The sequence below is a fragment of the Streptomyces sp. A5-4 genome, assembly GCF_051131715.1.
GTDB lineage: Bacteria > Actinomycetota > Actinomycetes > Streptomycetales > Streptomycetaceae > Streptomyces.
In genome coordinates, this window is the sequence record NZ_CP178591.1 from 5,631,303 (window position 1) to 5,657,476 (window position 26,174).

The 26,174-nt window shown below is 68.4% G+C and carries 25 protein-coding genes; 19 read left to right on the forward strand and 6 right to left on the reverse strand.

The genetic code is table 11. The features are described 5' to 3' along the window. Nucleotides 1-40 precede the first annotated feature (40 nt). The 3 genes from ACLLJJ_RS26440 to ACLLJJ_RS26450 all read right to left on the reverse strand — a co-directional run bounded on the left by ACLLJJ_RS26440 (nucleotide 41) and on the right by ACLLJJ_RS26450 (nucleotide 4,222). The gene (locus ACLLJJ_RS26440; protein ID WP_434595973.1) at nucleotides 41-1,567 is read right to left on the reverse strand and encodes a sensor histidine kinase; all 1,527 of its coding nucleotides are present in this window, start codon (nucleotides 1,565-1,567) and stop codon (nucleotides 41-43) included. Nucleotides 1,568-1,595: 28 nt separating this feature from the next. Further along, complete coding sequence (locus ACLLJJ_RS26445) at nucleotides 1,596-3,497, reverse strand: glycoside hydrolase family 15 protein (protein ID WP_434595975.1); 1,902 nt, start codon at nucleotides 3,495-3,497, stop codon at nucleotides 1,596-1,598. 230 nt (nucleotides 3,498-3,727) lie between these two features. After that, nucleotides 3,728-4,222 carry a DUF6415 family natural product biosynthesis protein gene (locus tag ACLLJJ_RS26450; protein ID WP_434595977.1) on the reverse strand — a complete coding sequence of 165 codons (495 nt, stop codon included), beginning with the start codon at nucleotides 4,220-4,222 and terminating at the stop codon, nucleotides 3,728-3,730. A 269-nt stretch (nucleotides 4,223-4,491) separates the two neighbouring features. Here ACLLJJ_RS26450 and ACLLJJ_RS26455 point away from each other — a divergent pair, with 269 nt between their 5' ends. Together ACLLJJ_RS26455 and ACLLJJ_RS26460 are read left to right on the forward strand one after the other, a co-directional pair. Then, nucleotides 4,492-5,274, forward strand: coding sequence for an aminotransferase class IV family protein (locus ACLLJJ_RS26455; RefSeq protein ID WP_434595979.1), 783 nt, complete (start codon nucleotides 4,492-4,494; stop codon nucleotides 5,272-5,274). 9 nt (nucleotides 5,275-5,283) lie between these two features. Continuing rightward, nucleotides 5,284-6,201, forward strand: a complete 918-nt coding sequence (locus tag ACLLJJ_RS26460; RefSeq protein ID WP_434595981.1) for a formylglycine-generating enzyme family protein — start codon at nucleotides 5,284-5,286, stop codon at nucleotides 6,199-6,201. Nucleotides 6,202-6,344: 143 nt separating this feature from the next. Here ACLLJJ_RS26460 and ACLLJJ_RS26465 read toward each other — a convergent pair whose 3' ends face one another. Continuing rightward, on the reverse strand, nucleotides 6,345-6,782 hold the full coding sequence (locus tag ACLLJJ_RS26465) for an ATP-binding protein (protein WP_434595983.1): 438 nt from the start codon (nucleotides 6,780-6,782) through the stop codon (nucleotides 6,345-6,347). Between the two features lie 314 nt (nucleotides 6,783-7,096). Here ACLLJJ_RS26465 and ACLLJJ_RS26470 point away from each other — a divergent pair, with 314 nt between their 5' ends. From ACLLJJ_RS26470 to ACLLJJ_RS26515, 10 genes are all read left to right on the forward strand, one after another. After that, nucleotides 7,097-7,999, forward strand: a complete 903-nt coding sequence (locus ACLLJJ_RS26470) for a helix-turn-helix domain-containing protein (protein ID WP_388532886.1) — start codon at nucleotides 7,097-7,099, stop codon at nucleotides 7,997-7,999. A gap of 5 nt (nucleotides 8,000-8,004) precedes the next feature. After that, the gene (locus ACLLJJ_RS26475) at nucleotides 8,005-8,223 is read left to right on the forward strand and encodes a DUF397 domain-containing protein (protein ID WP_356723191.1); all 219 of its coding nucleotides are present in this window, start codon (nucleotides 8,005-8,007) and stop codon (nucleotides 8,221-8,223) included. Between the two features lie 213 nt (nucleotides 8,224-8,436). Further along, nucleotides 8,437-9,834 (forward strand): helix-turn-helix domain-containing protein, encoded by a 1,398-nt coding sequence (locus ACLLJJ_RS26480; RefSeq protein ID WP_356723193.1) that lies wholly within the window; start codon nucleotides 8,437-8,439, stop codon nucleotides 9,832-9,834. Further along, the gene (locus ACLLJJ_RS26485; RefSeq protein WP_434595986.1) at nucleotides 9,831-10,715 is read left to right on the forward strand and encodes a phosphotransferase family protein; all 885 of its coding nucleotides are present in this window, start codon (nucleotides 9,831-9,833) and stop codon (nucleotides 10,713-10,715) included. The genes ACLLJJ_RS26480 and ACLLJJ_RS26485 overlap by 4 nt, the downstream gene beginning before the upstream one ends. A 363-nt stretch (nucleotides 10,716-11,078) precedes the next feature. Then, nucleotides 11,079-12,677 (forward strand): ISL3 family transposase, encoded by a 1,599-nt coding sequence (locus ACLLJJ_RS26490; RefSeq protein WP_434588078.1) that lies wholly within the window; start codon nucleotides 11,079-11,081, stop codon nucleotides 12,675-12,677. Nucleotides 12,678-12,808: 131 nt separating this feature from the next. After that, entirely contained in the window at nucleotides 12,809-13,201 is a 393-nt protein-coding gene (locus tag ACLLJJ_RS26495; protein ID WP_434595988.1) for a MarR family transcriptional regulator, read from the forward strand. A gap of 367 nt (nucleotides 13,202-13,568) precedes the next feature. Continuing rightward, nucleotides 13,569-13,751 (forward strand): helix-turn-helix domain-containing protein, encoded by a 183-nt coding sequence (locus tag ACLLJJ_RS26500; protein ID WP_164247183.1) that lies wholly within the window; start codon nucleotides 13,569-13,571, stop codon nucleotides 13,749-13,751. Nucleotides 13,752-13,789: 38 nt separating this feature from the next. Next, nucleotides 13,790-15,004 (forward strand): tyrosine-type recombinase/integrase, encoded by a 1,215-nt coding sequence (locus tag ACLLJJ_RS26505; RefSeq protein WP_434595990.1) that lies wholly within the window; start codon nucleotides 13,790-13,792, stop codon nucleotides 15,002-15,004. 545 nt (nucleotides 15,005-15,549) lie between these two features. Further along, nucleotides 15,550-16,143, forward strand: coding sequence for an ankyrin repeat domain-containing protein (locus tag ACLLJJ_RS26510; RefSeq protein ID WP_434595991.1), 594 nt, complete (start codon nucleotides 15,550-15,552; stop codon nucleotides 16,141-16,143). Next, nucleotides 16,140-17,252 (forward strand): hypothetical protein, encoded by a 1,113-nt coding sequence (locus ACLLJJ_RS26515; protein ID WP_434595993.1) that lies wholly within the window; start codon nucleotides 16,140-16,142, stop codon nucleotides 17,250-17,252. Before ACLLJJ_RS26510 ends, ACLLJJ_RS26515 begins: the two co-directional genes overlap by 4 nt. Nucleotides 17,253-17,285: 33 nt before the next feature. Here ACLLJJ_RS26515 and ACLLJJ_RS26520 read toward each other — a convergent pair whose 3' ends face one another. Then, nucleotides 17,286-17,711, reverse strand: a complete 426-nt coding sequence (locus tag ACLLJJ_RS26520; protein WP_434600529.1) for an MFS transporter — start codon at nucleotides 17,709-17,711, stop codon at nucleotides 17,286-17,288. On the opposite strand from ACLLJJ_RS26520, the gene ACLLJJ_RS26525 reads away from it, so the two are divergent. Further along, nucleotides 17,616-17,948 carry a MarR family winged helix-turn-helix transcriptional regulator gene (locus tag ACLLJJ_RS26525; RefSeq protein ID WP_434595995.1) on the forward strand — a complete coding sequence of 111 codons (333 nt, stop codon included), beginning with the start codon at nucleotides 17,616-17,618 and terminating at the stop codon, nucleotides 17,946-17,948. The genes ACLLJJ_RS26520 and ACLLJJ_RS26525 overlap by 96 nt on opposite strands. 197 nt (nucleotides 17,949-18,145) lie before the next feature. Here ACLLJJ_RS26525 and ACLLJJ_RS26530 read toward each other — a convergent pair whose 3' ends face one another. Further along, nucleotides 18,146-19,291, reverse strand: coding sequence for a threonine synthase (locus ACLLJJ_RS26530; protein ID WP_434595996.1), 1,146 nt, complete (start codon nucleotides 19,289-19,291; stop codon nucleotides 18,146-18,148). Nucleotides 19,292-19,523: 232 nt separating this feature from the next. On the opposite strand from ACLLJJ_RS26530, the gene ACLLJJ_RS26535 reads away from it, so the two are divergent. The 6 genes from ACLLJJ_RS26535 (at nucleotide 19,524) to ACLLJJ_RS26560 (ending at nucleotide 26,093) form a co-directional block, all read left to right on the forward strand. Beyond that, nucleotides 19,524-21,086: a S8 family peptidase gene (locus ACLLJJ_RS26535; protein ID WP_434595998.1), complete on the forward strand. Its 1,563-nt coding sequence runs from the start codon at nucleotides 19,524-19,526 to the stop codon at nucleotides 21,084-21,086. Between the two features lie 149 nt (nucleotides 21,087-21,235). Further along, complete coding sequence (locus tag ACLLJJ_RS26540) at nucleotides 21,236-22,165, forward strand: DUF4190 domain-containing protein (protein WP_434596000.1); 930 nt, start codon at nucleotides 21,236-21,238, stop codon at nucleotides 22,163-22,165. Between the two features lie 100 nt (nucleotides 22,166-22,265). Further along, on the forward strand, nucleotides 22,266-23,018 hold the full coding sequence (locus ACLLJJ_RS26545; protein ID WP_434596002.1) for a GntR family transcriptional regulator: 753 nt from the start codon (nucleotides 22,266-22,268) through the stop codon (nucleotides 23,016-23,018). Nucleotides 23,019-23,475: 457 nt separating this feature from the next. Continuing rightward, nucleotides 23,476-25,173: a purine-cytosine permease family protein gene (locus tag ACLLJJ_RS26550; protein WP_434596003.1), complete on the forward strand. Its 1,698-nt coding sequence runs from the start codon at nucleotides 23,476-23,478 to the stop codon at nucleotides 25,171-25,173. 213 nt (nucleotides 25,174-25,386) lie between these two features. Then, nucleotides 25,387-25,569, forward strand: coding sequence for an SPOR domain-containing protein (locus tag ACLLJJ_RS26555; protein ID WP_434596005.1), 183 nt, complete (start codon nucleotides 25,387-25,389; stop codon nucleotides 25,567-25,569). Nucleotides 25,570-25,673: 104 nt separating this feature from the next. Next, nucleotides 25,674-26,093 carry a (deoxy)nucleoside triphosphate pyrophosphohydrolase gene (locus tag ACLLJJ_RS26560; RefSeq protein ID WP_434596006.1) on the forward strand — a complete coding sequence of 140 codons (420 nt, stop codon included), beginning with the start codon at nucleotides 25,674-25,676 and terminating at the stop codon, nucleotides 26,091-26,093. Nucleotides 26,094-26,174: the final 81 nt, after the last annotated feature.

Here is a 26,174-nt window from a genome sequence, read left to right on the forward strand (position 1 = left end):
GGCCGGCGGATATGTCCGGGCCGCCGGGGACGGGCGATGGTCAGGGCCTGGGCTGCTCTGCCGGAGGGGGAGGGGAACCGGCGGCCCCGCCGGCCTCTATGCCCGTGCGGAAGGCGGCTGCGAGCCCTGGCGTCGCCGCGGTCGCGGGGGCTTGCTCCCGCTCACGCGGTGGAGGGAAGGAACCGGCCTGCCGTGTACGCCGGGGAAGGTCGGGCGCTGGAGCAACGTGCCCCGCCACGTCGGGTCCCGGCTGGCCTACGGCGGTCGGGTGTTGGACCTGCCCTGTAGAAGAAGGGGCAGCCGGCCTCGCTGCGGCAGCCTGCCGTGGCGGGAGAGTGGAGGGGCGTGTTTCCCGGCGTCGAGCGCCCGCGTCACCGACGTGGGGAATCGCTACGAGGAGCCGGGCCGGAATGACGACCAGAGCGGTGGTGCCTCCCGTCACGTTCTCTTGCAGGAGAACGGACAGCCCGTGTGACTGGGCGATCTTCGCGGCGACCAGCAGGCCGAGCTGTCCGTCTCGCACCTGACCGCTGACATCGACCTCATCGGGGGCCTTGAGCAGATGATTCATCTGTGCGCGGGTCTGCGGGTGCATGGGGATGGCCCGGTCCTCGACTTCGACCGCCAGCCCGTTCGGCACCCGTTGCGCCCGCACCATCACCTTCGTTGCCGGGTCGGAGCACTCGCAGGCGTTCTCGATCAGCTCGGCCAGCAGGTGCGTCAGGTCCGGACCCACGTGTCCGGGAAGCCCCAGCTCACCGCCCACGGAACCGGCCGCGACCACCACGCGCGGGTACTGCACCACCTCGGAGATCGCACCGCGCAATGTGGTCGTGACGGGCACCGGCTGGCGCACGCTGCGCAGGGACTGCCCGCCCAGCACCGCGGTGCTCTCCACCTGTCGTCGCATCCGCGTCACGAGGTGGTCGATCTCGAAGATCTTCGACAGCAGCTCCGGTTCGTCGGTCAGCATCTCCAGCTGAGTCAGTGCTTCCAGTGCTTTTCCGACCAGGGCGTGCTCCCGTGTGGCCAGGCGGCGCAGTACGTCCAGAAGGACGACGGACTGGGACTCGTCGTGTACGCGTATCAGCGCGGCGACGGCCTGCACCTGGAGTGCACTCAGCGCCTTGTCGATCTCTGCGGTCGCACTGGTCGGCTGCGGCATCTGCATGTCCGGCAGGGGTGGTCGTGCCCCTCGGCACAGTTCGTCCGCCGACCACGCCACCGACTTCTCGACGGCCGCCGCCGCTCCCGTGACGGCGGTTAGCACCGCCGTGCGTCGTTCCTCTGTGGCTGTCTGCACGGCGTCGGCGGCCGTACGCACTCCGCGGGCCGCTACCAGTGCGACCCCGGCCAGTCCGCAGACCAGGCCGACCAGGAGCCAGCCGAGAGCCACCGCGGCCGTCGACCAGACGGCGAAGGCGAAGCCCAGCAGGCCCGCAAGAAGCAGCAGGGGCAGCACCACGGCACGACGGACGCAGTGCACCGTGAAGGCATCGGTCCGTGGCGACCGCCGTCGGCGGTGGCCGGTCGCGGCCGGCCGTGTCGGGAACGCGCTGTCAGACATGAGAATCCTCGTCAGTGGAAAGGGGCTGCTAGGCGTGCTGCGACGTCAGGGCCTTGCGGTTCTGTAGCGACCCGAGTGAGGGGGAACGGGGCGCCGCAACCGCCACCGCGCCTCGGTGAGGAGAGGACTGTGCCGCCAGCTGCTGCAGGAGCAGGGCACTCTGAATCAGGCCCATGTGGCTGAACGCCTGCGGAAAGTTCCCGAGTTGGCGCTGCTGGACGGGGTCGTACTCCTCGGCGAGGAGGCCGAGGTCGTTGCGCAGCGTGAGAAGGCGTTCGAACAGGGCGTGGGCCTCATCTATGCGGCCGATCAGGGCCAGGGCATCCACGAGCCAGAAAGAGCAGAGGACGAAGGTGCCCTCATCGCCCGTCAGGCCGTCCACTCCGGTGTGGTTGCCGATCGTCGGGTACCGGCGCACGAGCCCGTCCGGCGTGGACAGCTCCCGGCGTACGGCGTCCACGGTGCCGATGACGCGGGGATCGTCGGGCGGAAGGAAGCCGACCCGGGGGATCAACAGCGTGGCGGCGTCCAGTTCCTGCGAGCCGTAGGACTGGGTGAAGGTGTTGCGCTCCGGGTCGAACCCCTCGGTGCAGACTTCGCGGTGGATCATCTCGCGCAGCTCGACCAGGGGGCCCGGATCCAGCGCGAGGGCGTCGGCCTCGGCCAGGCGGATGGTGCGGTCGATGGCCACCCAGGCCATCACCTTAGAGTGCACGAAATGCCGGCGTGCCCCGCGGATCTCCCAGATTCCCTCGTCGGGTTCCTGCCAGCGCTGGGCCAGGTGCTCGATGAGCAGCTGGTGCAGGGCTGCGGTGTCGGCGCAATGGGCGACACCGCTCTGGTGGGCGAGGTAGAGGGTCTCGATCAACTCGCCGTACACGTCGAGTTGCAGCTGGTCCGCCGCCCCGTTCCCGACCCGCACCGGAGTTGATTCCGCGTACCCCGGGAGCCAGGGCAGCTCCCGCTCCCGCAGATCACGCTCGCCGGTGATCCCGTACATGATCTGCAGGTTTTCCGGATCGCCGGCCACCGCACGCAACAGCCAACGCCGCCACGCACGGGCCTCCTGCCTGTAGCCGGTTCCCAGCAGCGCGGCGAGAGCGTTGGAGGCGTCGCGCAGCCAGGTGTAGCGGTAGTCCCAGTTCCGTCCGCCGCCGATCTCCTCGGGCAGCGACGTGGTCGGCGCCGCGACGATCCCGCCGCTCGGCGCATACGTCATCGCCTTCAGCGCGATCGAGGAACCAACCACTGCCTCGCGGTAGGGCCCGTCGTAGGTGCATTCCTGCGTCCAGTCCTGCCAGAAGGCGAGCGTCTCGGCGAGAGCGGCCTCCGGGTCGGGAACTTCCGGTGCGGCTGCGTGGGAGGGGCACCAACTGAGCACGAACGCCACGCTCTGCCCGGCGGCGACGGCGAAGGCACTGACGATGACGCCGTCCTTTTCTACCTGCTGGACGCCCGTGTCGAGCCACAGAGCGTCCGCGCCGGCCTCCGCGACCATGCGCCCGCCGACCTCGTGGATCCACGGGCTGACGCTGCCGTACCCCGGCCGTGGACGCAGGGCCGAGATCATCGGCACCTCGCCGGCCACGCCCTCGACGATCCGGATCACCTGGGGTGCTCCATCGCGCGGCGGCATGAAGTCGAGCACCCGAACCGATCCGGTCGAGGTGCACCACAGCGATTCGAGGACGAGCGAGTCACCGCGGTACCGGCGCTCGGCAACCGCTCCGGCGTCGGATCGGCCAGCAGACGGGGCCGGTGCGATCTGCCAAGAACCGTGTTTCTGGGTGCCGAGCAGGCTAGCGAAGACGGCCGGCGAGTCGAAGCGGGGCAGGCAGAGCCAGTCGATCGAGCCGTCGTCGCAGACGTGGGCGCTGGTCTGCATGTCGCCGATCAGGCCGTACTGCTCGATACGCGGAAGGTGAGTCATCGTGTGAATCTCCGTAGACCCCGCGGATCCGGGGATGGCATCGGGCCGCCGCAGCGGCCGGGAACGGTAGATGAGGAAGGACTCGGTGGGCACCTGTGGGGAAGGTCCGTTCTGCCCCGGTACGGAGTCCTTGTCCTGGGGAGCGGCGCGGCCGGTTGCTCGGCCACCGCGGAGAATCAGCCACGCCATCGGGCCGAGAACCACCGCGATCAGAACTGCCCCGGTGATGGTCATGCCCGGGGCGCCGACGCGGCCAGAGCCAAGAGGGCGAAGGCGACAGCGAAGACCGAGCCGTGCAGCACATTGAGCTGCGGCCTCCACCAACGCCGTCTCCGCATGGGCTTCGCGGGGACCATGCCGTGAGCTTTTACGGCCGCGACGAGTGCTTGAGCGGCCTCGGCCAGCTTGACCAGATGCACCCTGCTCGGCATGTAACCGTCGGGGACACCTGCCGAAGCGAGCTGCTGCGCGGCGCGCAGTGCCGAGACTCCCGGCGGTACGACGGCCCCGAGCTGTCCGATGTGACCGCGAAGGCGCCGCGCGAGTTCCTCCACGTCGCCGGTGCTCTCCGGCAGCGGTGAGTCCTCGTCCAACACGAGCGCCACCGTCTCCATCGCGGCCACCGCACGATCGCGCTGCGGGCCGCGTTCGGCGCCGGTGCCGCCCTGCCTGCTCGGGACAACGCGCGGGCCGGCATCCCGACGGGAAGTCAGCGGCAGACGCATGACACAACTCCTCTTCACATCAGACCAACTGGGCTCGGCCGCGACTGGGGCGACCCCTGGAACAGGGCTCATCGGGGTCCTCCCAGGTGGGCAGCGCAGGAGAGCGCGGCAGCGGCGCCGATGACGCCGCCGATCACTCGACGTGATTGCGTGGTGACCAGCGAACACCCCGCCGTAAAGGCTTGGGAATGACTTTCAGATGACGTTGACCCGTCAGTAACCTTGATTGGGGTGCCGCCGGAGCAGACGGTCCTGACATGCTGGGCGCCATGGTGACTCTCGATGGAAAGCCCGTATCCGTAGACGAACTGCTCCCCCTGGCGCTCACGAACGTCGGGCACTTCACGTCCATGCGCGTCGACTCCGACGGCAGCATCCGCGGTCTGACGCTGCACCTTGAACGCCTCACGCGGGACTGCGAGATCGTGTGGCACGCGGCCCTGAACGCCGACCGTGTCCGCGAGTACGTCCGCCAGGCCCTGGGGGGACAGGCCCTGCCGTGCGTTGTGCGCGTGACGATCTACGACCCGAAGGTCGAGATGGGCCACCCGGCCGACGCCAACGAGCCGCACGTTCTCGTGTCCGTACGCGGCGCCGGCTCCCTGCCTCCAGCCCCGCTGCGCGCCCAGAGCCAGGTGTTCGAGCGTGACCTGCCCCAGGTGAAGCACACCGGCCTCTTCGGAGCCCTGCACACCCGGGGCGCGGCCCAGCGAGCGGACTTCGACGATGCCCTGTTCGTCGGCCGCGACGGCTTCGTCTCCGAAGGCGGCACCTGGAACGTGGCCTTCGTAGACCAGGAGGGCACCGTCGTGTGGCCCGACGCTCCCGTACTGCCCGGCGTCACCATGGCCCTGCTCCAGCAGCAAGCCGACCACCGCACCGCAACCGTCACCCTGGCCCAGGCGAAGGGCATGGCCGCGGCCTTCGCCACGAACACCTCGATCGGCGTCCGCCCCCTGGCCGCGATCGACGACACCGACTTCCCTGTAGATCACCCCGTCTTGAGGCAACTCCAGGAGACGTACCTGTCGATCCCCGGCGAGACCCTGTAGGGCAAGAACATGGCGGGGGTAACCAGGTGGACCGGCCGAGAGGCCGAGTTGCTGCGCATCGCCATGCGCAAGAGGCAGAAGGACTTCGCCGATCTGGTCGGTGTGAACCCCCGCCAGATCCCCCGATGGAAACGCCGGGGGGAGACCATCGAACTCGAACTCGACAACCAGTCGGCCCTGGACACGCTGCTCGCCCAGGCCCCGCCCGACGTTCAGCAGCGATTCGCCGCACTCGTGACCGAACGCGCAGCAGTTGAGCACGACGAGCGCGCCGAGGAACTGCTGCGCAGGGACCCGAGCACTCATCGGCACCCGGTCGATGGGAAGGTCATGGCCCTCGTCGAAGAGGGCATTTTCCTCTCCGGCCCAGACAACCGCTCGGTGTGGCTGGAGCCGTTCCTCATGGACGTCTACCCGACGACCAACGAGGACTACGCGAAGTTCGTGCTGGCCACCAGGCATCGACCACCCCAGCACTGGCCCGACGGCCACTGCCCCGTCACGCTGGCCACTCACCCCGTGGTGTGGGTGACGTGGCACGACGCGACTGCGTACGCCCGATGGGCCGGCAAGTCGCTGCCTTCCTCGCGGCAGTGGGAGAAGGCCGCTCGCGGACCGCGCGGGCGCATCTACCCCTGGGGCAACGAGCCGACAGCCGCGAAGGCGAACACGGCCGAGGCTGGAATCGACGCGACCACCCCCGTCTCCCGCTACCAGTCCGGGGCCAGCCCATTCGGCATCTTCGACATGTGCGGCAACGTCTGGGAGTGGTGCGGCACCGAAGAGGAGCCCGGCAACGGCCGGCGCCACTTGAAGGGCTCCGCGTTCACGTCCCCGATCGAACGGGCAGCGCCGTCCCTGCTGAACGCTGCCTCCACGTCGATGAAGGACAACGACACCGGGTTCCGCTGCGCTGCGCCCGCGTAATCCGGGCGCCATGGCCGATTGATCGTATTCGCACCGGCGCTTGATCAAGCCTTCCAGGCCCGGCATCAGTGACCTGAACTGACCCGCGATGCCTTTGGGGTCCTCGTGGGTTCGAGGGTTCGGCGTCTCACGCACCAGCGTCGTCATCGCCGACCTCCGGTGAGGGAGAAGATGGCCGTGGTGGTGTAGCCGTCTTTGCTGACCTCAATGCATCGCGCGAAGACGGCCACCAGGAACATGCCACGACCGGACATATCGTCCGGACCGGCACCTGTGACTCTGGCCGGCTGCGGACTGTTGTCCGTGACCTCGACTCGGACCTCGCGGTCGACAAGACGTACGACCACGCAAACGGCACCTTCACCGTGGATCACCGCGTTCGTGACGAGTTCCGACACGGCGAGGGTGATGTCCTCGACGGCTTGCTGCGGGATCCTCCACGCCCGGAGGTGGCTGGCTGTCTTGTGGCGCATCTCGCCGACTCGCGATCGGCGAGGCGGGAAGGTTGCGGCAAAGCCAGGGCCCGAGTCCCGCTGCATGTCAGCAACAGCGCTGAGAAGCGCAGTTGTGGCTGGGCTCATCGGCAGTCTCCCAAGTGACGTGCGTGTGGGCGCTTGGCGTCTGGGGTGCAGTTGGAGCGCTGTCGCTACGGGCCGCCTTCGGGGGCTTGCGAGGACCACGAGGCGCACTTGCTCAACTGCGGCTTTGGTCGAACGAGTTGGAGTATGGGGGCGGGAACGCTCCCCATGTAACGCTCACAGCGGAAGTGTCCGCATGAGCCTTCCGGGCCTTACCTCGTGCGTACCCCACGCTCTGTTCCGCCGTGTAACGTCCCTTGCGGTCGCTACGCGCCAGACAGGACACTGGCCGTACTCGTCCAAGGGGAGCCGCCAGCATGACGAACGAGTCGAAGAGCGCCGAGTTGAACGGCGAGATCGAGTCAGGGCCGACCGCGCGTCGCCGTCAACTTGGCTTTCGGCTGCTTGCGCTGAGAAGAGACGCTGAACTCTCCGCCGAAGAGGCCGGCCGTCAGGCGGGCATGTCGAAGGCGACGGTCAGCCGGTACGAGCAGGCCAAGGGCAATGTGCGCTGGAACCAAGTCAAACAGCTCTGTGAGGTCTACCAAGCCTCGGCAGAGGAGACGGCAGAGCTGATCAGCCTGGCTCAGAACAGTAAGGTCACGGACGGGTGGTGGGTTCCTTACGCTGGGAAGCTCTCCGACCCCATGAGGGTGCTTCTTCCGCTTGAGAACGAGGCGAAGTCAATCTGGCACCTCTCCAACGGGGTAGTGCCCGGTCTCTTGCAGACCAGGAGCTACGCTGCGGCGATCAAAGCGACGCCAGGAAATGCCCTTACGCCGGAAAAAGTGGCGGAGTTCCTGGATATGAGGATGCGGCGCCAACAGGTCCTCGAACGCAAGGTACCGCCGACCTATCACGTGGTCTTGGACGAGTGTGTGCTCCGCCGCAAGGTTGGAGGACCCGAGGTGATGGTTGAGCAGCTTGACCTGCTGTTGGACCGCAGGGTGGAGCCGAACATCACGATCCAGGTACTGCCGTTCGACGCCGGTGCGTACAGCGCGACGCTTACCAGCTTCATCGTCTACGGGGGCCCGGATCCATCCCTGGACGTCATCTTCATCGAGAACGCCGTGGGTTCCCTATTCCTGGAGGAAGAGGGGTCACGCCTGGCGTACGAGAATGCGCGTGCTTTTTTGAGCAGTGAAGCACTGGACCCCGATTCTTCGGCGGAGTTGATCGCCGAGGCCCGCAAGAGGCACCTGCAAGATCAGAAGTAGCGAGGATGACATTCGTGGCTGAGCAGTCCCAAGAACCACAGTGGTTCACGAGTAGTTACAGCGCCTCACCCGACAACGAGTGCGTGGAAGTCGCCAATATGCCCAAGCGAACATGGGTCCGTGACTCCAAGCGACCCGACGGCCCGCGCACCGACTTCTCGCATTCGGCGTGGGCTGCTTTCACCGCCCACGTCGGATCTGAGATGACTCCTCCCCTTGGGTGAATAGCGCGCACGCTCATGCGGCCCGGCTCCCGCACGGTGGGTGCCGGGCCGTCGACTTTGCGCCACCGCAGCGCACCGTGCGCCTCGCTACGCGATCATCACGGTCAGCGGTTCCCGCTGGCCAGTCTCGGGAAAAGTCTGTGAAGCAGAACCAAGATGCGGACAATCGAAGCGCAACAGCGCTGTCCGCATCCGGGCGCCGGAGGAGAAGCCATGGCACAGAAGCCCAAGCCCTTGGATGAGACGGCGTCAGCACGCGCTTGGTGGGGCAAGGAACTGCGTAACTGGCGCACCACTCGCAAGATGTCGACAAGCGAGGTTGGGGCAAAGGTGCACCTCAGTGCCACGATGATCGAGCGCATCGAGAAGAACGAACGCAAGTGCGACGCCGCTCTAGCGAGCCTCTTGGACGACGCCGTCGAGGCTGGGGGAGCGCTAAGAAGACTATGGCGTCTCGTCGAGATAGAAGCGGCCGAGGCAGCCGCCCATGCGGACAAGTCCACTGGCAAAGTCGACCAAGGTGCCAGCGAACGCCCGATCGAGGGCATGCTTGGACTGAACCCGCATGCGCTTTCGGAACGGAGCCAACCAAACATGGAGCGCCGCGCCTTCTTCTCCCTGGGCGGAGTAGCTGCCCTCGCCCCGACCGCCTTCATCGACTTACTTCCGTCCTCGGGGCCCCACGCTCTTCCCAAGGACGTGCGATCGGAGGACATTCAGCAGGTCCTGACGGCCGCGGATACGCTCGCAGGATGGGACAACCTCTACGGCGGAGGCGGGATCGTCGGTAGTTCTTCCATGGGCTTGTTCATCTGGGCTAAGGGGCTGCTTGCCACGAAGTATCCGTCTGAGCTGAAGGCCGACCTCTACACCGCGGTCGGGCGCCTCTCGGTCGTGATGGGCGCTAGCGCCTTCGACGCCTACGCACACCACGACGCGACCGAGCTCTTGCGGTTCGGCACTTGGTGCGCCGAGCAGGGCAACAACTGGCACCTACGTGCGGCTTCACTCAACTGGCGTGCCCGTCACGAGATCTGGTGTGGCCGACCCGACGAGGGCCTGACGTATGCGGAGAACGGACTGCTTCGCTCAGACCGCCTCACCCCGCGGGAGCAAGCCATGCTCCACAACGCCAGGGCTCGTGCCTGGGCGAAGATGCGCCGGCCGGATGAAGTGCTGGTAGCCATCGAGCGGTCAGACAGAATCTTCGCGAGGGCCCGCGACGGTGAAGACGAACCGTGGATGGCGTACTACGACGAGGCACAGCACCACGGGGACACAGGACACGCGGCCTTCGACATCGCACTTATGCCGGGACAGTCCCCTCAGCTTGCGACGTCACGTCTTGAGACAGCGATCGACGGGCACACTGACGCGTACGTGCGCTCCCGCGCCCTCTCGGGCACCAAGCTCGCCACTCTGACGATGGCCGCCGGAGACCCGCAGCAAGCCGTGGCCATCGCGAATCGTGCATTGACCGAAGTCGGGAAGCTTCGGTCCAAGCGAGCAGTTACGGATATGGAAGACCTGTCCAGCGCCTCGGCTCGATACGCCCGCAGGCCAGAGGTGGCGGAGCTGCGGAGCCGGATCGCCGCTACGGTCCGTGCATGACCACGACCCGCGCCGAGGAGTCGTTCGCCGTCCTGGAAGCGGTGGCAGCAGCTGCCGGCCTCGCGCTCAGGGGCGCTGAACCCATCCGGCTCGCCGAGAACGACCTGTGGAAGCTACCCGATGGTGTGGTCGTGCGCATCGCCCGTTCAGGGCAGGCAGAGGCTGCGGCGCGCGAAGTGGCAGTGGCACGCTGGCTTGCTGAGAACCATGTCCCGGCGGTGCGTCCGCTGGACAGGGAACAGCCCGTTCACGCGCATGGGAGGGCTGCCACCTTCTGGGAACTTCTGCCCCCACATCGGCAGGGAACGGAGTCCGAACTGGGGCCTCTTTTGCGGCAGATGCATCGGTTGCCTAAACCGAAGTTCCCCATCGGCCAGCTAGACCCGTTCGTACGGATCGCCGACCGGCTGACCGCTGCGCAATGCATCGGCGACGATGACAAGACGTGGCTCATTCATCGCCTCGATGAACTGAGTGAACAGTGGGAGCAGCTCCCTGCCGGACTCCCGCACTGCGTTATTCACGGAGACGCCTGGGGTGGCAACTGTGCGGTGACAGAGAGACACGCCCTGCTCCTGGACTTCGAGCGGACGTCGCTCGGACCGCCCGAGTGGGATCTCACCTCAACCGCCGTGGCATTCGAAACCTTCGGTACGCTGCCGGCCGAGCAGTATGAGGATTTCAGCGAGCAATACGGCTTCGATGTCCGCGACTGGGCTGGGTATCCCACCTTGCGGGGCATCCGGGAGCTACGTCTCGTGACCTTCGGATTGCAAATCGCGGATCAAGACCCCTCGGCACTTGAACAAGCTCGGTACCGTATTGACTGCATCCGAGGGCTCCAGGGAGACCGGCCCTGGCACTGGACTGCCGTGGGCTAAGGGCTGGAGCGCTCTCCGCCTGCAAACTAGACGCCCTTCAGGCTTCGTCCCTCGGAGTCAGGGGATCTCTGCCGACTAGGTCGCAGTTGCTCCGCGCCGAAGACGCCGGCCCATTCCTCCCGCCGAGATAGGAGGAGCCCTCACGCCCGAGGACGGATTCGCCCACGGCAGACGAGAAAGGGCCCTGCGGGACTGGAACCTCTGCCGCAGACCATGTCAACGTACAACCTCCCCGGAAAACACCAGGGCAGAGACGCTTGTGAGCGATCACGAAATTCGGCTCTGTCGCTGATCTTGTGACGGGGCGGGTGGTGTCAGTGGCGGCTGTGATCATGAGCCAGGTGTACTTCACGGAGTTTCGGGGTGTTGTTCCCTCATCTGGCCGGTGTTGTGGTCGAGGTGGTCGAGCGGTCGTTGTCCGGTGTGGTCTCGATGCATGCGCGTGCTCGGTCGTCGGGCGGGGTGTGTCCGCACTGCGGTAGCGCGTCGGGCCGGGTGCACGGACGGTACGTACGGCGGCTCGCGGACGCGGCGGCCAGCGGCGCCGGGGTGGTGATCGAGTTGCTGGTGCGGCGGTTCAAGTGCCTGAACCCCGGGTGCCGGGCGGTGACGTTCGCTGAGCAGATCGCGGGGCTGACCAGCCCGCATGCCCGCTATACGCCGCTGCTGCGCGGCCAGTTGACCTCGATCGCTCTCGCGCTGGCCGGCCGCGCGGGGGCCCGCCTGGCCGGGGTATTGGGCTTGGACGTCGCCAAGGACACTCTGTTACGTCTGGTCCGTGCGGTGCCGGAAGAGCCTGTCGGAGAGATCCGTGTGCTCGGTGTCGACGATTTCGCGCTCCGCAGGGGTGCGACGTACGCCACGATCTTGGTGGACCTGGAGACCCGGCGCCCGGTCGACGTGCTGCCCGGCCGTGAGGCCGAGCCACTGGCCGCATGGCTGAGCAACCACCCGGAAATAGAGATCGTGTGCCGGGACAGGGCCGGAGCGTATGCCGAGGGCACCCGCAGCGGCGCCCCGCAGGCGGTCCAGGTCGCAGACGCCTGGCATTTGTGGCACAACCTCGGCGAGGCGGTGGAGAAGACCGTATCCGCCCACCACGCCTGCGCCCGGGCCGCGTTCGAGAACACCGTACCGGCCAAGCCGCCGCCCAGCGACGACATCTGGCAGACGCCGCCCCCGGTTGACGCGATGCTCGATGTCTGCGGACGCGAACGCCGTCTGGTGACCCGGACCAGGGAACGCTACACCGCAGTGCGGGAACTCCTGGACGGCGGCAGCACGCTGGAGGGGATCTGCCGGACACTGCGGCTGAGCCGCAAAACCGTGCGCCGCTTCGCCCGGGCCACCAGCATCGACGAACTGCTGGTCAAGGCGACAAACCGGTCCACCCTCCTGGACGAGCACACGCCCTACCTCCACCAGCGATGGAACGAGGGCTGTCGCGACAGTGCCCAGCTCCACCAGGAAATCGTCGCCCGGGGGTTCACCGGAAGCATCCAGACCGTCCGCCGCTACCTCCGCCCGTTCAAGACCTCCACCACCGCGCCGCCAGTGCCCCGTCCAGCTCCGCGGCCCCGCCGCATCGTCCGCTGGATCATGACCGCCCCCGGAAACCTGGCAGCCGTGGACGCCGCCGACCTCAAAGAGATCCGGGCCGACTGCCCCGAACTCGACGCCGTCACCGACCATGTCCGCGACTTCGCCGCCATGATGAGCGACTTGCGCGGCGACCAGCTGCCAGCCTGGATGGAACGCGTCCTCGCCGACAACCTGCCCGCCCTGCACTCCCTGGTCAACGGCCTGCGCCGGGACCAGGACGCCGTCACCGCCGGCCTGTCCACCCCCTGGAGCTCAGGCCAGGTCGAAGGCCAGGTCACACGAGTGAAATTCCTCAAAAGGCAAGGATACGGACGAGCCAACCTCGACTTCCTCCGCAAGCGGGTGCTCCTCACACCCTGACCACCCCGTCACAAGATCAGCGACAGAGCCGAATTACGTGATCGTCCACAACGCTCCAAGCGGAGCGGGGGCCAGCGTCCGGCGCTGGCCCGCGTCTCCCGTCTCGCGTCTCGCGTCTCGCGTCTCGCGCCATGGTCCCTACCAAGGAGGCCCACCTGCCGAAAGCCGCACTGAGATCGGCCCGTGTCGCCGCTCCGATTCTCCTGGCGCTCGGCGCCATGAACGCATGGACCGCCCAGACGAAAGCTGACTACGCAGCCCTCTCCACGGCCCTGTGCCTCTGTGTCTGCGCCGCCGGCCTTTTCGGCGAGGACCTTGTGCAGCGCGGACATCGCCAGGACCTGGTGGTGCTCGCGCACATCGCGGCCCACCCGGGTGCTGAGGCCCGCGGCATCGCCCGAGCCGTCGGTGCCCCCGAACGCGTCGTGGCTCGCAACCTCAGCCGACTCGTCGAAGTCGGGCTCGTGCTCCTGGTCGAAGACGACGTACACCCCGCGCTCAGGTCCTACCGGCTTACCTCGTAGTCCGCGGTTGCGGGGCGGAATGTAGCCCACGATCCCCGGTTACCGAAACCGGGGATCGTGCAGACCATTGAGGGAGTTCGCACCCGACTGTGCTTGGCGGTGGAGTCGGAGCGGGCTAACAGACAGGGCCCAGCAGATAGAGAGGTGGTACCCGGCCCGCCCGCTGCATTCGTGTAGCTGTCGGCTTCCGCTCCAAGCCCCTCATGGCATGGGTAGCGCTGTCGGCATTCCCCAATCGACCACGCGCCCCAGCAAGGAACCCAAACGTGCGCCGATTCGTGATACCCCCTGCCCATTTTCGCTCATGTAGTTGCCTCCACGGTGGCGCTGAACGACAAGCCTCTTCTACTGCCGTACAGGTGGTGTCGTGACCGCCGGCGGAAGCAACAGGCTCCTGACCCCGGGAGAAGTGGCTTCTTGGCTGCAGGTGAGCGAGATCACCGTTAAGAACAAATATCGGGCGTGGGGGCTTAAGGCGCAGAAAGTCGGACGCCTTCTGCGATTCCGTGAGCGCGACATCATCGCCTATCTCGAAGACAACTACGGATAACGGCCGCTCGGCCATTCCTCGCACATGAAGGGTGTCAGTTGGCAACCGTATATCAGCGATGCAAGTCCGATCCCAAGGTCACCACATACCCGTGCGACAAGCCGCGCTGCGGGCATTCTTGGACGGTCCGCTATCGGGAGCCTGGCGGTCGAACGGCGCGGCAGCGCGAAAAAACGTTCGCGAAGAAGACCGGTCCGGACGGCGCGGATGCCTTTGCTGCCAAGGTCGAGACCGACAAGGGGATGATGGTCTACATTGACCCCGATGCTGGCAAGATCACCGTCCGCGTCTATGTCGAAGACTGGCTCGAACGTCGAATAATCGGCGACGGAACCTATAACAATTACAAGGGCTTCATCGACAACCATCTCGTCCCCCGGCTAGGTCGGAAGACCCTCGCCGGGGTGACCAAGCGGGACATCGAGCACTTCAAGGCGGCCATCAGCAAAGAGCTGGCCGCGAGCACGGTGTACGACCGCATGAAGATGGTGAAGCACATCTTCTGGTCCGCGAAGGAAGAAAAGCGGATCCAGGAAGATCCGACCAAGGACGTCAAGAACGCCCCTGGGTCGCGCGCCGTCGACGAGGACGAAATCCCGTCCCTCGACGAGGTGCGGTTGTTGTACCAGCACATGTCGCCCCAGTACAAGCTCACTGTCTGGCTCCAGGCCGGGGTCGGCATGCGAGTCAGCGAGGCCCTGGCCTTCCACGTCGGATGCCTGCGCAACGACATGATCCGGATCCGCTGGCAGATCAGCGCGAAGGCGCACCGTGACGATTGCCGGACACGGCTCGTCCCGCTCAAGCACCGCGAGGAGGGCGAGTACCGAGACGTGCCGGTCGCGCCCTTCATCTGCACGGAGATCGACGGGCACGAGAAGCTGTGGGCCCCGATCCCGATCACGTTCCGCGACAAGGCAGGGAAGGCGCGTCAGGTCGACGTCTTCTTCGCTCCCCGTGAGCGGGGCAAGGGCACCATGCCCACGGCGAACACCTACTCGTATCACTTCAGGAAGGCGTGCGTCGCTGCCGGCCTTGTCGATGTGGAGGGGAAGCCCAAGTACCACCCGCACTCGTTGAGGCACTTCTTCGCTTCAACCGCGCTCGCCGCGGGCATACCCATCCACGAGGTCTCCCGTTGGCTCGGGCACAAATCCATCACAACCACGGTCGACATCTACGGGCACCTGGTGCCGGAGGCGTGGGACCGGTGCCGGGCCATCATGCAAACGGCGTTCGAACCCGCCGCGTAGGTGCGGGCGACGCGCTGCCGTGCTGGGATGGTGCCGGGACGTGGCTACCGTGCTGGGATGGTGCTGGGATGGGCACCCCCGAAGCCGTGTTTCCGCAGGTGGGAGCTCTGCACCAAACATTCCGCTTCAACGTGTGAGCGGTTGAAACAACCCCGCGTTGGCGGACTGGCAGACATGCAGGTCAGATGGGGCCGGCTCTTTCGGGAGCCGGCCCCTTGCCGGTTCCCGTGCTGGATGGGTACTGGTTTTTCTGGCCCGGTATCACTCACTGGCACCTCAGGTCACGTGCACTCGCCCCCATGCTCATCTGCTCATCGCGTCCTCGGATCGGTCTCCGCATCGACTGATCGGTTGACCCGGTTGTCCTCCGGTGGGTGTCCCGGCCGCAGCCCGTGAGTCGACCCGGGCAGGGCGGATCCGGATCGAGGATGGATACCGGAGCGGGAAGCCGGTGGTGCCTCACCGGAGCAGTGGTCCGCTCCCGATACGTGGGCGGTGCCCGGCCTCCGTCGGCAGTCTCGTACGCATACCTTGGGAGGACCCTCATGGACGACCAGAATCCTCGGCTCCTGGAAGCCGCCCGCCTCGGTGACGCCGACGAGGTGCGAGCCGCCCTGGACGCGGGCGCCCGGGTGGAGGCCCGCGACGAGGAACTGCGCTCCCCACTGCTCCTCGCCTCCCTCGGCAGCCATGTCCGGGCCGCTCAGGTCCTGGTCGCGTCCGGCGCCGACCCGAACGCGCAGGACCGGCGCCACGACAGCGCCTGGCTGGTCACCGGCGTGACCGGAAGCGTCGCGATGATGCGGGTCCTGCTGCCCGCGGGGCACGACCCGACCCTGCGCAACCGCTTCGGCGGGATCTCGCTGATCCCCGCGAGCGAGCGCGGTCACGTCGAGTACGTCCGCGCGGTGCTGCGGGAGACGGACGCCGATGTGGATCACGTCAACGACCTTGGCTGGACCGCCCTGTTGGAGGCGGTCATCCTCGGCGACGGCGGCCCCCGGCACCAGGAGATCGTCCAACTGCTCCTGGCGGCCGGCGCCGTCCCGGGCCTCCCGGACCGGGACGGGGTCACGGCCCTGGGGCACGCGGAACGCCGGGGCTTCGGCGAGATCGTGACCCTCCTGAGGGCGGCGTGAAGGCCGGGCGGCGCGGCATCCTGGGGGGCGTTGCCGCCGCCCTCCTGGTGACCGGGTGCGCCGTGGACGGAGCCGCCGGGCCGGCGTCCGCCTCCCCCCGGGCCCCGGACGTCACACCCACCGCCCCGGCGCCCGCCCGTACCGCGCAAGGCACCTTGCTCGTCGCGGACTTCGACAGCGACACCGTCACCTTCGTCGACCCCCGGCGCGGGCCCATCGACTCCGTGGAGGTCGGCTCCGCGCCGTACGGGCTCGTGGTCGGTGAAGACGGGCGGGCCTGGGTGGCGACCGCGGAAGGGGTGGCGGTGGTGGACACCGCGGCCCGCAAGCGGGTGGACCGTATCCCGTACGAGACGGACACCGGGCCGGTCACGACGGGCGAGTACCGCGGCGGCGGCATGGGAATCGCCCTCGCCGAGGACGGCCGGCATGCCTATGTCGGTGTCAACGTGCCTGATGGAGAAGGGGTGTTGGAGGTCATCGACACTACATCCCGCGAGGTGACCGACACCGTCACGGTGGGGCGGCGGCCCTTCGACGTGGACATCGCGCCGGACGGCTCCGAGGTGTACGCCATGAACCACGATTCGTTCGATGTGACGGCCGTTCGCACCGACACGTTGAAGCCGCGCCGCATGGAGGTGGCCCCGTACGGGATCGAGGGGGGCCTCGGCTCCTGGTTGAAGCCGCACTACGCCGCCGTACGCGAGGACGGCAAGCTCCTGTTGCCGTTCGAGGGCGAGAAGCTGGCCGTCCTGGACCCGCGCACCGGCAAGGTCGCCATCGAGTCGATGACCGCGAACACGCATCAGCACGGGGCCACGCTCACTCCCGACGGCACCCTTCTCGTGGTCGGTACCGGGCCGATCGGGGCCGACGACGAGGCACCCTCGCTCACCATCCGCGGCCCCGAGGGCGACGAGCGCGTCGTGCCCCTGGGCGGTGCCCATGAGGACGTCGCCGTCTCCCCGGACGGCCGGACCGCCTATGTCACCGGCGGGTTCACCCGGGAGGGGTCCTGGGACGGCATCACCGTCGCCGATGTGGACAGCGGTGAGACCCGTCGACTCCCGGCGGGCGTACGGCCGTTGGGGATCGTGGTGCTCTGATCCGAGCCTGCGCCGTCGCCCTCGGCGCCCGGGTCAGCTGAGTGTGATCATCGCTGCGACGGCCGGTCCGAAGGCGCCGCCCATCTGGTAGCAGAGGCTGAACAGGCCGATCACCGTGGGGCGTTGGGGCTGCGGTGCGGCCTGGGTCGCGTACACCGCGAGGATGCCGTTGCCCGCCGTGGTGGTGAAGACCGCCATCGCCGCGACCAGCAGGAGCAGCGGCGCCCACGGGCTCAGTGCGGCGGTCAGTGGGGCCAGGGCGCCCAGGGTGAACAGGATGGCCAGGACCCGTGCGCGGCCGAGCCGGGCGGAGACCGCTGCCAGGAGCAGGGAGAGCAGGGAGCCCGTCAGCAGGGCGACGACGTGCTCACCACGCTTCAGCGCTCCGGGGCGCCGTACGCGCTGCCCGCCGGCGCACTCCTGAAGGCCGCCATGGTGACCTCCGGTGCGATCACCAATCGCATCGACCGCATGGAGGCCAAAGGCCTGGTGGAGCGGGTGCGGGAGGGGGGCGACCGGCGCACGGTGACCATCAGGCTCACCGAGCACGGGCACGAGGTCACCCGCGAGTACATGGCCGCCCATCTCGCCAACGAGGCGCGCATGCTCAAGGAGCTGAGCCGTGAGGAGTGCGAGCAGCTCGGCAACTCGCTGCGCAAGCTGCTGGAGTCCTTCGGCGACACGTCCATCGGCTAGGCGTGTCGCCGACCCGTCAGGGCCGGGCGGGGGCGTCGCCGATCACCATGGCTGCCCCGTTGGACACCCGGCCGGGGCGCCCAGGGTGATCGCTGCCCGGTGGGGTCCCGGGCGTCAGCGCGAGGGACGCTGAAGGGCTCTCCGGGACGAGCCCTTCAGCTTCGTATGACCGTCTCCGGGCCGCTGGGCCCGGCGGGTTACGGGGTCACCGCCTCCGGCGCCGCGAGTCCCGTCTTCGCCCCCGCGCCGCACAGCGGGACCACCGCGCTGCGGCCCTCCAGCGGGTGCGCGCTCACCGCCGCCCAGCACGCGACCCCCGTCGACTCGACGAAGAGGCCGCGGGACGCCAGGTCGAGCTGGGCCGCGCGGAGCTGGTCCTCGGTCACCGTCAGGAATGTGCCGCCCGAGTCCCGTACCGCGCGCAGGATCTGCCGGGCGCGCGGCGGCTGCGGGATCGCGATGCCCTCGGCGAGCGTGGGGCGGGCGCTCTCCGCGCCGATGAGGTCGTCGGCCCCCGCGTGGAACGCCGCGGCCAGCGGTGACACCGCCTCCGCCTGTACGGCGATCAGTTCGGGGCGGGTGTCGATGAGTCCGTGGGCGTGCAGTTCGGTGATGGCGAGGGACGCGCCGAGCAGCAGCGTCCCGTTGCCGACCGGGACGACGATCGCGTCCGGCAGCCGGCCCCCGAGCTCCTCCCAGATCTCGTAGACGTAGGTCTTCGTGCCGTGCAGGAAGTACGGGTTGTGGACATGGCTCGCGTAGAACGTGCCGGGGGTGTCCGCCGCCTCGCGGGCCGCCCGTGCGGTGGCCTGGCGGTCGCCGGTGACGAGCTCGATGTGCGCGCCGTGCGCCCCGATCTGCTCGATCTTCTTGGGCGAGGTCGCCTCGGGAACGTAGATCGTGCAGGGCAGTCCGGCGCGCGTGCTGTACGCCGCGACCGCCGTGCCCGCGTTGCCGCTGCTGTCGGCGATCACCCGGGCCACCCGGTCGGGGCCCAGTCGCCGGGCGAGCTCGACGAGGAGCACCGCGCCGCGGTCCTTGAAGGAGAGCGTCGGCATCAGGAAGTCGAGTTTGGCCGATACCGCGTCGGTGAGCGGCACGAGCGGGGTCCGGCCCTCGCCCAGGGTGACCGGGGGCGGGCCGCCGGGCAGCGGGAGCGCCTCCTCGTAACGCCACAGTGAATTCACTCTCCCGGCCAGGGACTTGAGGTCCACGGGGGCGGTCGTGAATTCGAGGTCCCATGGTCCGCCGCAGGCCGGGCACTGCCAGGCGAGGGAATCGATGGAGGCCCTGGTGCCGTCCGTGGGGCAGCGGTAGGTCGTGGTGGGTGTTGTGGTCGTCATGCCGGAAGCGTATGCACCGGCCCAGCTGACGGCTCGTCCTGACGGGCGATCATGACGGCAATGCGGTGGGCGGATTATGAGCGCGCCGGTGCTCTTGTGAGATTCCTGTGGATGCGCCAATCTTTCGCTGACAGCAGGGTACGGAATCCGTCGCGGACACCGTGGCGACGTGTTGTCATGCCCATGTCGCACCACCCCCCACCAGCGCACCGCTATGAGGAGGACCCCTCACATGTCCGTGATGCGTATTTCCAGGCGAAGACTCGCCGCAGTCAGTGCCACCGCCGTCGCCGCCCTCGCACTCGGCGCCGCCACCGCCCTCCCGGCCACCGCGGCCGAGGGGCGGATCCTGAACGCAGGAGCCCCCGGAACGATCGCGGGCAGCTACATCGTCACCCTTGACGAATCGGCCGCCGACGCGGGCTCCGCCGAGGGCAGGGCGCTCGCCAAGGGGTACGGCGCCAAGATCAAGCAGACGTACAGCGCGGCCCTGAACGGCTACGCCGTCGAGCTGTCCGCGGCGCAGGCCAAGAAGTTCGCGGCGGACCCGGCTGTCGACTCGGTCGTGCAGAACCGCACCTTCACGGTCTCCGCGACCCAGCCGAACCCGCCCTCCTGGGGCCTGGACCGCATCGACCAGCGGGCCCTTCCGCTGAACCAGAGCTACACCTACCCCGACAAGGCGGGCGAGGGCGTCACGGCGTACGTCATCGACACCGGCGTGCGCATCACGCACAGCGACTTCGGCGGCCGGGCCTCCTACGGCTACGACGCCATCGACAACGACAACACCGCCCAGGACGGCCACGGCCACGGCACGCACGTCGCGGGCACGGTCGGCGGCGGCGCTTACGGCGTGGCCAAGAAGGCCAAGATCGTCGGCGTCCGCGTGCTCGACAACCAGGGCTCCGGCACCACCGCGCAGGTCGTCGCCGGCATCGACTGGGTGACCCGCAACGCGGTCAAGCCCGCGGTCGCCAACATGAGCCTCGGCGGCGGCGCCGACCCGGCGCTGGACACCGCCGTACGCAACTCCATAGCCTCCGGCATCACTTTCGCGGTGGCCGCGGGCAACGAGTCGACCAACGCCAACACCAAGTCACCCGCCCGGGTGACCGAGGCGATCACGGTCGGCGCCACCACCAACACGGACGCCAGGGCGAGCTACTCGAACTACGGCGACGTACTCGACCTGTTCGCGCCCGGCTCGGGCATCACATCGTCCTGGAACACCAGCGACACCGCGACGAACAGCATCTCCGGCACCTCGATGGCGTCCCCGCACGTGGCGGGGGCCGCCGCGCTGTACTTGGCCGGCAACACCACCGCCACCCCGGCGCAGGTGTCGGCCGCGCTGGTCGCCGCCGCCACGCCCAATGTGGTGGGCAGTCCGGGCACCGGCTCGCCCAACCGTCTGCTGTACGTCGGTACCGGTGACACCCCGCCGCCCGGCAAGCGGTTCGAGAACCTCACCGACTTCACCATCAACGACAACGCGACCGTCGAGTCCCCGGTCACCGTCAGCGGCGTCGCCGGGAACGCTCCGGCGAGCCTGAGCGTGCCGGTCGACATCAAGCACACGTACGTCGGTGACCTCAAGGTCGACCTGATCGCCCCCGACGGCACCGCCTACACCCTCAAGGGCTACGGCACGGGCGGCAGCAGCGACAACCTGAACACCACGTACACCGTGAACGCCTCCTCGGAGGTGGCCAACGGCAGCTGGAAGCTGCGGGTGAGCGACAACGCGGCACAGGACGTCGGGAAGATCGACTCCTGGGCGCTGCAGTTCTGATCGGTCCTGATCAGTTCTGGCCAGTGCTGAGCTGCTGGTGAGTGCTTCGTGAGTACGTGAGGGAGGGGGTGACCGCCATCGGCGGTCGCCCCCTCTTCGCGTAACATGCGCGCGGCAGTCGCCCGCGCCCGACGAGGAGCTCCGTACCTGTGGACATACCGCCGCCCGTGCCCGGTCAGCCTCCCCAGGGGCAGGGGTGGCCGCCCCCGCAGCAGCCGTATCCGCAGCAGGGGCCGGCGGCGCACTACCCGCAGCAGCGGTTCTCCCAGCCGCAGTTCCCCCAGGGCCCCTACCCGCCGCAGCAGCAGTACCCACCGATCCGGGGCGCCGACGGCCTGTCCGTCGCCTCACTCATCACCGGAATCGTGTGCTGCGTCCCGCCGCTCGGCCTGATCCTGGGCGTTCTCGCCCTCGGCCGGATCAAGCGGAACGGCGGGGCGGGCAAAGCCATGGCGATCACCGGCATCGCGCTCTCCTCGATCAGTACCGCGCTCGTCCTGATCACCCTCGTCACCGGCGCCCTCGGCAACGGTTGGAGCGGCTTCAAGGACGGCATGGAGGAGGCGGCCCGGTCGAGCAGCATCCTCAAGCTCGGCAAGGGCGAGTGTTTCAACTCGCCGAAGGGGTCGCTGGAGGGCGTGACGACCGACGTCGAGGTCGTGCCGTGCGCGGAGGGCCACCAGGGCGAGGTGTACGCGACCTTCGACATCGACCGGTCCGGCGCTTTCCCCGGCGACGGTGTGGTGACCGACATCGCCGACGAGCGGTGCACGGACCTCCAGTCGGCGTTCACCGGGAAGGGCTGGACGGCGCCCGACGGGGTGGACATGTACTACTACCTGCCCGAGGAGCGGGGCTGGGGGCTGGGTGACCGAGGGGTCGTCTGCGTCTTCGGCACGGCCGGTGAGCCGATGGAGGGGTCGCTGCGCGGATCCTCGGACGGGCCCGCGGAAGCTCCGACCGATGACCCCACGGGCGTTCCCACGGACGGGGGTTCGAGCAGCGGCGTCGGCTCCGCGGTCTCCTGGTCCACGCAGCGGCCGTTCGGATCCCCCTACCCGCGCCAAAGCCCTGCGTAAAGGCAAGTCATCACTTCGAGTGAAACTTTGGCCTTTACTTGCGGTCAACAACCCACCGTTGTCAGGCTGTTGCTGTGTGTCAACCTGATGGGAGTGGCCAGTGACATTCGGTGAGCAGCCGGCCTATCTGCGCGTCGCGGGCGATCTACGACAGAAGATCGTCGACGGTTCCCTGCCACCGCACACCCGACTTCCCTCGCAGGCACGCATCCGCGAGGAGTACGGCGTCTCCGACACCGTCGCGCTGGAGGCCCGCAAGGTCCTGATGGCGGAGGGGCTTGTCGAGGGCCGCTCGGGGTCCGGTACGTATGTGCGCGAGCAGCCCGTCCCGCGCCGCGTGTCGCGCTCCGGCCATCGCACAAAGGGACCGTCGACGCCGTTTCGGCAGGAGCAGTCGGAGAGCGGTGCGCGCGGCACCTGGGAGTCGAGCAGCGAGCAGGAAATGGCGCCGCAGCCCATCGCGGAGCGGCTCGGAGTCGAGGTGGGCGACCGGGTGATGCGCACCCGGTACGTCTTCAGGGACGCGGGGGAGTCGATGATGCTGTCGACGTCCTGGGAGCCGCTGGCCGTCACGGGGCGCACCCCGGTGATGTTGCCCGAGGAAGGCCCGCTGGGCGGCTGCGGCGTCGTGGAGCGGATGGCGGCGATCGGCATCGTCGTGGACAACGTGGTGGAGGAGGTCGGCGCGCGGCCGGGTCTCGCGGAGGAACTGCTGCAGCTCGGCGGGGTGCCGGGGCATGCGGTGCTGGTCATCGAGCGGACGTACTACGCGTCGGGCAGAGCGGTCGAGACGGCGGACGTGGTCGTGCCGGCGGACCGCTACCGGGTCGCGTACCACTTGCCGGTGAAGTGACGGGCGCGGGCCCGTGTGCGCCTGCTGGTCAGGTGGCTGGTCTGCGGGGGCTCGTGCCGCTTGCCGGTGAAGTGACGGGCGCGGGTTCGTGTACGCCTGCCGGTGGTTGGCTGATGCGGGGGTGTGTGCCGCTTGCCGGTGGGGTGATCGGTGCGGGATCGCCTGCCACCTGGCGGTGCGGTGGCCGAGCGGATCGGGTGCGACCTGCCGGTGCGGTGGCCGCTTCCGGATCGTGCGCCGCCCGCCGTTGAGAAGGCCCTGTCTTCGGATCGTGTGCACCGGGCGGCGAAGTGGCCGGTGCGCGGGCGCGCCATCCGTCCGTCCGCCGTGATCGGGAGTTAACGCGCAGACCGTTCTCGTAACAGCCGGGCAATCGACGGCCGCCGCGCATTGTCATGTCCGGCTCCTAGGTTCCCGTTCGTACCCGCACTCCGGACCGACGAACGGGAAACCGCCGATGACGGACACCGCCGCACCTGTGACCAGTGCGCCCGAGGAGCAGCCCGCCAAGCGGAGTTACGCCAGGCTCGCGGCCGACGAGAGCCGCGAGGACTACTCCTTGCGGTATGCGCCGCACTCGTTCCGCCGCTGGTCGCCGTCGATGGTCGCGGGCACCGCCCTCGGCGGGATCGCCTATCTCGCGGACTTCGCGATCGGTGCGTCGATCGTCTTCACCTACGGCTTCACCAGCGGGCTCGCCTCGATCCTGTGCGCCGCCGCGATCATCTTCCTCACCGGCATACCGATCGCCCGCGCCTGCGCCAAGTACGGCCTGGACATGGACCTGATCACGCGCGGCGCCGGCTTCGGATACTTCGGCTCGACCCTCACCTCGCTCATCTACGCGTCCTTCACCTTCATCTTCTTCGCGCTCGAAGGCTCGATCATGGCGCAGGCCATGCACCAGGCGATCGGACTCCCCGTGGAGTTCGGGTACTTGATCACCACGCTGATCGTCATCCCCATCGTTTTCCGCGGCATGGGCGCGCTCGCGAAGGTGCAGGTCTGGACGCAGCCCATCTGGCTGATCGGTCTGGTGCTGCCGTTCGTCGTGCTCGCCTTCGAGGCGCCGGACGCCTGGGGCCGGTTCACCTCCTTCGGCGGCACGGAGGGGGCGGGGCCGGGCTTCTCCTGGCCGGCCTTCGGACTCGGTACCGGTGTCGCGCTCTCCCTCATCGCCCAGATCGGCGAGCAGGCCGACTATCTGCGCTTCATGCCGGCCAAGACCGAACAGAACAAGCACCGTTGGAACATCGCGGTGCTGGCCGCCGGGCCCGGCTGGGTGATCATCGGCGCGGCCAAGCAGCTCGGCGGCGCCCTCCTGGCCTTCGTCGCCCTGGAGGCCGTCGGCAAGACGCACGCCCTGGAGCCGATCGCGCCGCAGATCGAGGCGCTCAAGCCCTGGCTCGGCTCGGTCGCGCTGCCCGCCGCCGCGCTCTTCGTGATCGTCTCGCAGATCAAGATCAATGTGACCAACGCGTACAGCGGCTCGCTGTCCTGGTCCAACTTCTTCTCGCGCCTCACGCACAAGCACCCCGGTCGGGTCTGGTACATCTTCCTCAACCTGGCCATCGCGCTGACGCTGATGGAGATGAACATGTTCGCGGCCCTCAACAAGCTGCTGGGCTTCTACTCGAACGTGGGCATCGCGTGGATCACGGCGGTCGCCGCCGACCTGGTGATCAACAAGCGGATCGGGCTCAGCCCGCCGTACATCGAGTTCAAGCGGGCCTACCTGTACGCCGTCAATCCGGCCGGGTTCGGTGCGATGGTCATCGCCTCGACCGTTTCGATCCTCGCGTTCTTCGGACTGTTCGGCGAGTACGCGCAGGCCTTCTCCACCTTCATCGCCGCAGGTCTCGCGCTGGCCCTGTGCCCGCTGATCGCCTGGCTGACCAAGGGCAAGTACTACTTGGCCCGCCCGAACCCGGTGAACGGTCCGCACGTTCTGGTCGACGACATCACCGCCACCCACAGCTGCGCCGTCTGCGACACGGCGTACGAGCTGCCGGACATCGCGGACTGCCCCGTCCAGGCGGGGCCGATCTGCTCGCTGTGCTGCTCGCTCGACGCCGAGTGCGGGGACGCCTGCCGCAAGGGCGGGGCCGCGTCCGGGCCGGTGTCGCTGGGGCTGCCGACGCCGCACCGGAACTGAACTCTCCCTCGGGGCCGGGGGAGGCCCCGGGGTTGAGGAGGGGGTGAGGGGGCGTGCTCCGCGGAGCACGCCCCCTCATTCACGGCCGGATGCGTACCTCTTTGTATAAAAGCGTATTCGCTGAGTGAAGGTCAGGCGTACGCTCGGGCATATGCGGATTGCGGTTTCCTGGGGATCCTTAGAGGCAAGCGCTCCGGCGGACGGAGGCGCACGATGAACGACAGCGGCGCCGTACTCCCATGGCTGGTGATACGGCAGGACGACAACGGCAACCGCTACCGGGTCGGCAGGTACGCCACCAAGATCGAGGCGCAGGAGATCGCGGACAGCCTCGACGGCCGCGGGCGCCAGAAGCAGCTCTACTGGGTCGAACGGGTCGGCCAGAACGCCCAGTAGACCCTCCGGCAAGGCCGTCGACAGCTCCCGGTGCGAGGCCCCGGGAGCGCGTCCGGCGCGAGGTCGAGGGGGACCCGGTCGCGCCCGCGACGTAGGCTCCGCGCATGACTGATCGTGTCGTGGTGGGCGCAGCCGTGTGCGACCGGGGGCTGCTGCTGGCCGCGCGCCGCAGTGCCCCTCCCGAGCTGGCCGGCCGCTGGGAGCTGCCCGGCGGCAAGGTCGAGCCAGGCGAGAGCGCCGAGCAGGCGCTCGTGCGAGAGCTGCGCGAAGAGCTCGGCGTCGAGGTGCGGCCGTTGGAGCGCATCCCCGGCGAGTGGCCCCTGAAGCCGGGACTCGTCCTCCAGGTGTGGACGGCCCGGCTCGTCTCGGGCACGCCCCGGCCGCTCCAGGACCACGACGCGCTGCGCTGGCTCGCGCCGCACGAAGCGGCGGACGCGGTGGACTGGCTGGACCAGGACCGCCCCGCGGTGGCCGAGGCGGTACTCCGCCTGAGTGCTCTCTGTGGACCGGCCGACCAGGCCTGATCCGCCCGGCGGCCGTCCTCGGGACCGGTGGGACGGGGGCGCGGGCCGCGCTCCCGCACGCCCTTTGTGCCCCAGTGCTTC

Excerpts from the sequence above, each read along its gene's own strand:
- ACLLJJ_RS26450 (WP_434595977.1), bottom strand. The coding sequence starts at position 4,222 with ATGCGTCTGCCGCTGACTTCCCGTCGGGATGCCGGCCCGCGCGTTGTC.
- ACLLJJ_RS26485 (WP_434595986.1), top strand. The coding sequence starts at position 9,831 with ATGACCACGACCCGCGCCGAGGAGTCGTTCGCCGTCCTGGAAGCGGTG.
- ACLLJJ_RS26510 (WP_434595991.1), top strand. The coding sequence starts at position 15,550 with ATGGACGACCAGAATCCTCGGCTCCTGGAAGCCGCCCGCCTCGGTGAC.
- ACLLJJ_RS26440 (WP_434595973.1), bottom strand. The coding sequence starts at position 1,567 with ATGTCTGACAGCGCGTTCCCGACACGGCCGGCCGCGACCGGCCACCGC.
- ACLLJJ_RS26475 (WP_356723191.1), top strand. The coding sequence starts at position 8,005 with ATGACATTCGTGGCTGAGCAGTCCCAAGAACCACAGTGGTTCACGAGT.
- ACLLJJ_RS26470 (WP_388532886.1), top strand. The coding sequence starts at position 7,097 with ATGACGAACGAGTCGAAGAGCGCCGAGTTGAACGGCGAGATCGAGTCA.
- ACLLJJ_RS26455 (WP_434595979.1), top strand. The coding sequence starts at position 4,492 with ATGGTGACTCTCGATGGAAAGCCCGTATCCGTAGACGAACTGCTCCCC.
- ACLLJJ_RS26550 (WP_434596003.1), top strand. The coding sequence starts at position 23,476 with ATGACGGACACCGCCGCACCTGTGACCAGTGCGCCCGAGGAGCAGCCC.
- ACLLJJ_RS26460 (WP_434595981.1), top strand. The coding sequence starts at position 5,284 with ATGGCGGGGGTAACCAGGTGGACCGGCCGAGAGGCCGAGTTGCTGCGC.
- ACLLJJ_RS26555 (WP_434596005.1), top strand. The coding sequence starts at position 25,387 with ATGAACGACAGCGGCGCCGTACTCCCATGGCTGGTGATACGGCAGGAC.
- ACLLJJ_RS26465 (WP_434595983.1), bottom strand. The coding sequence starts at position 6,782 with ATGAGCCCAGCCACAACTGCGCTTCTCAGCGCTGTTGCTGACATGCAG.
- ACLLJJ_RS26560 (WP_434596006.1), top strand. The coding sequence starts at position 25,674 with ATGACTGATCGTGTCGTGGTGGGCGCAGCCGTGTGCGACCGGGGGCTG.
- ACLLJJ_RS26495 (WP_434595988.1), top strand. The coding sequence starts at position 12,809 with ATGGTCCCTACCAAGGAGGCCCACCTGCCGAAAGCCGCACTGAGATCG.
- ACLLJJ_RS26530 (WP_434595996.1), bottom strand. The coding sequence starts at position 19,291 with ATGACGACCACAACACCCACCACGACCTACCGCTGCCCCACGGACGGC.
- ACLLJJ_RS26480 (WP_356723193.1), top strand. The coding sequence starts at position 8,437 with ATGGCACAGAAGCCCAAGCCCTTGGATGAGACGGCGTCAGCACGCGCT.
- ACLLJJ_RS26535 (WP_434595998.1), top strand. The coding sequence starts at position 19,524 with ATGTCCGTGATGCGTATTTCCAGGCGAAGACTCGCCGCAGTCAGTGCC.
- ACLLJJ_RS26445 (WP_434595975.1), bottom strand. The coding sequence starts at position 3,497 with ATGACTCACCTTCCGCGTATCGAGCAGTACGGCCTGATCGGCGACATG.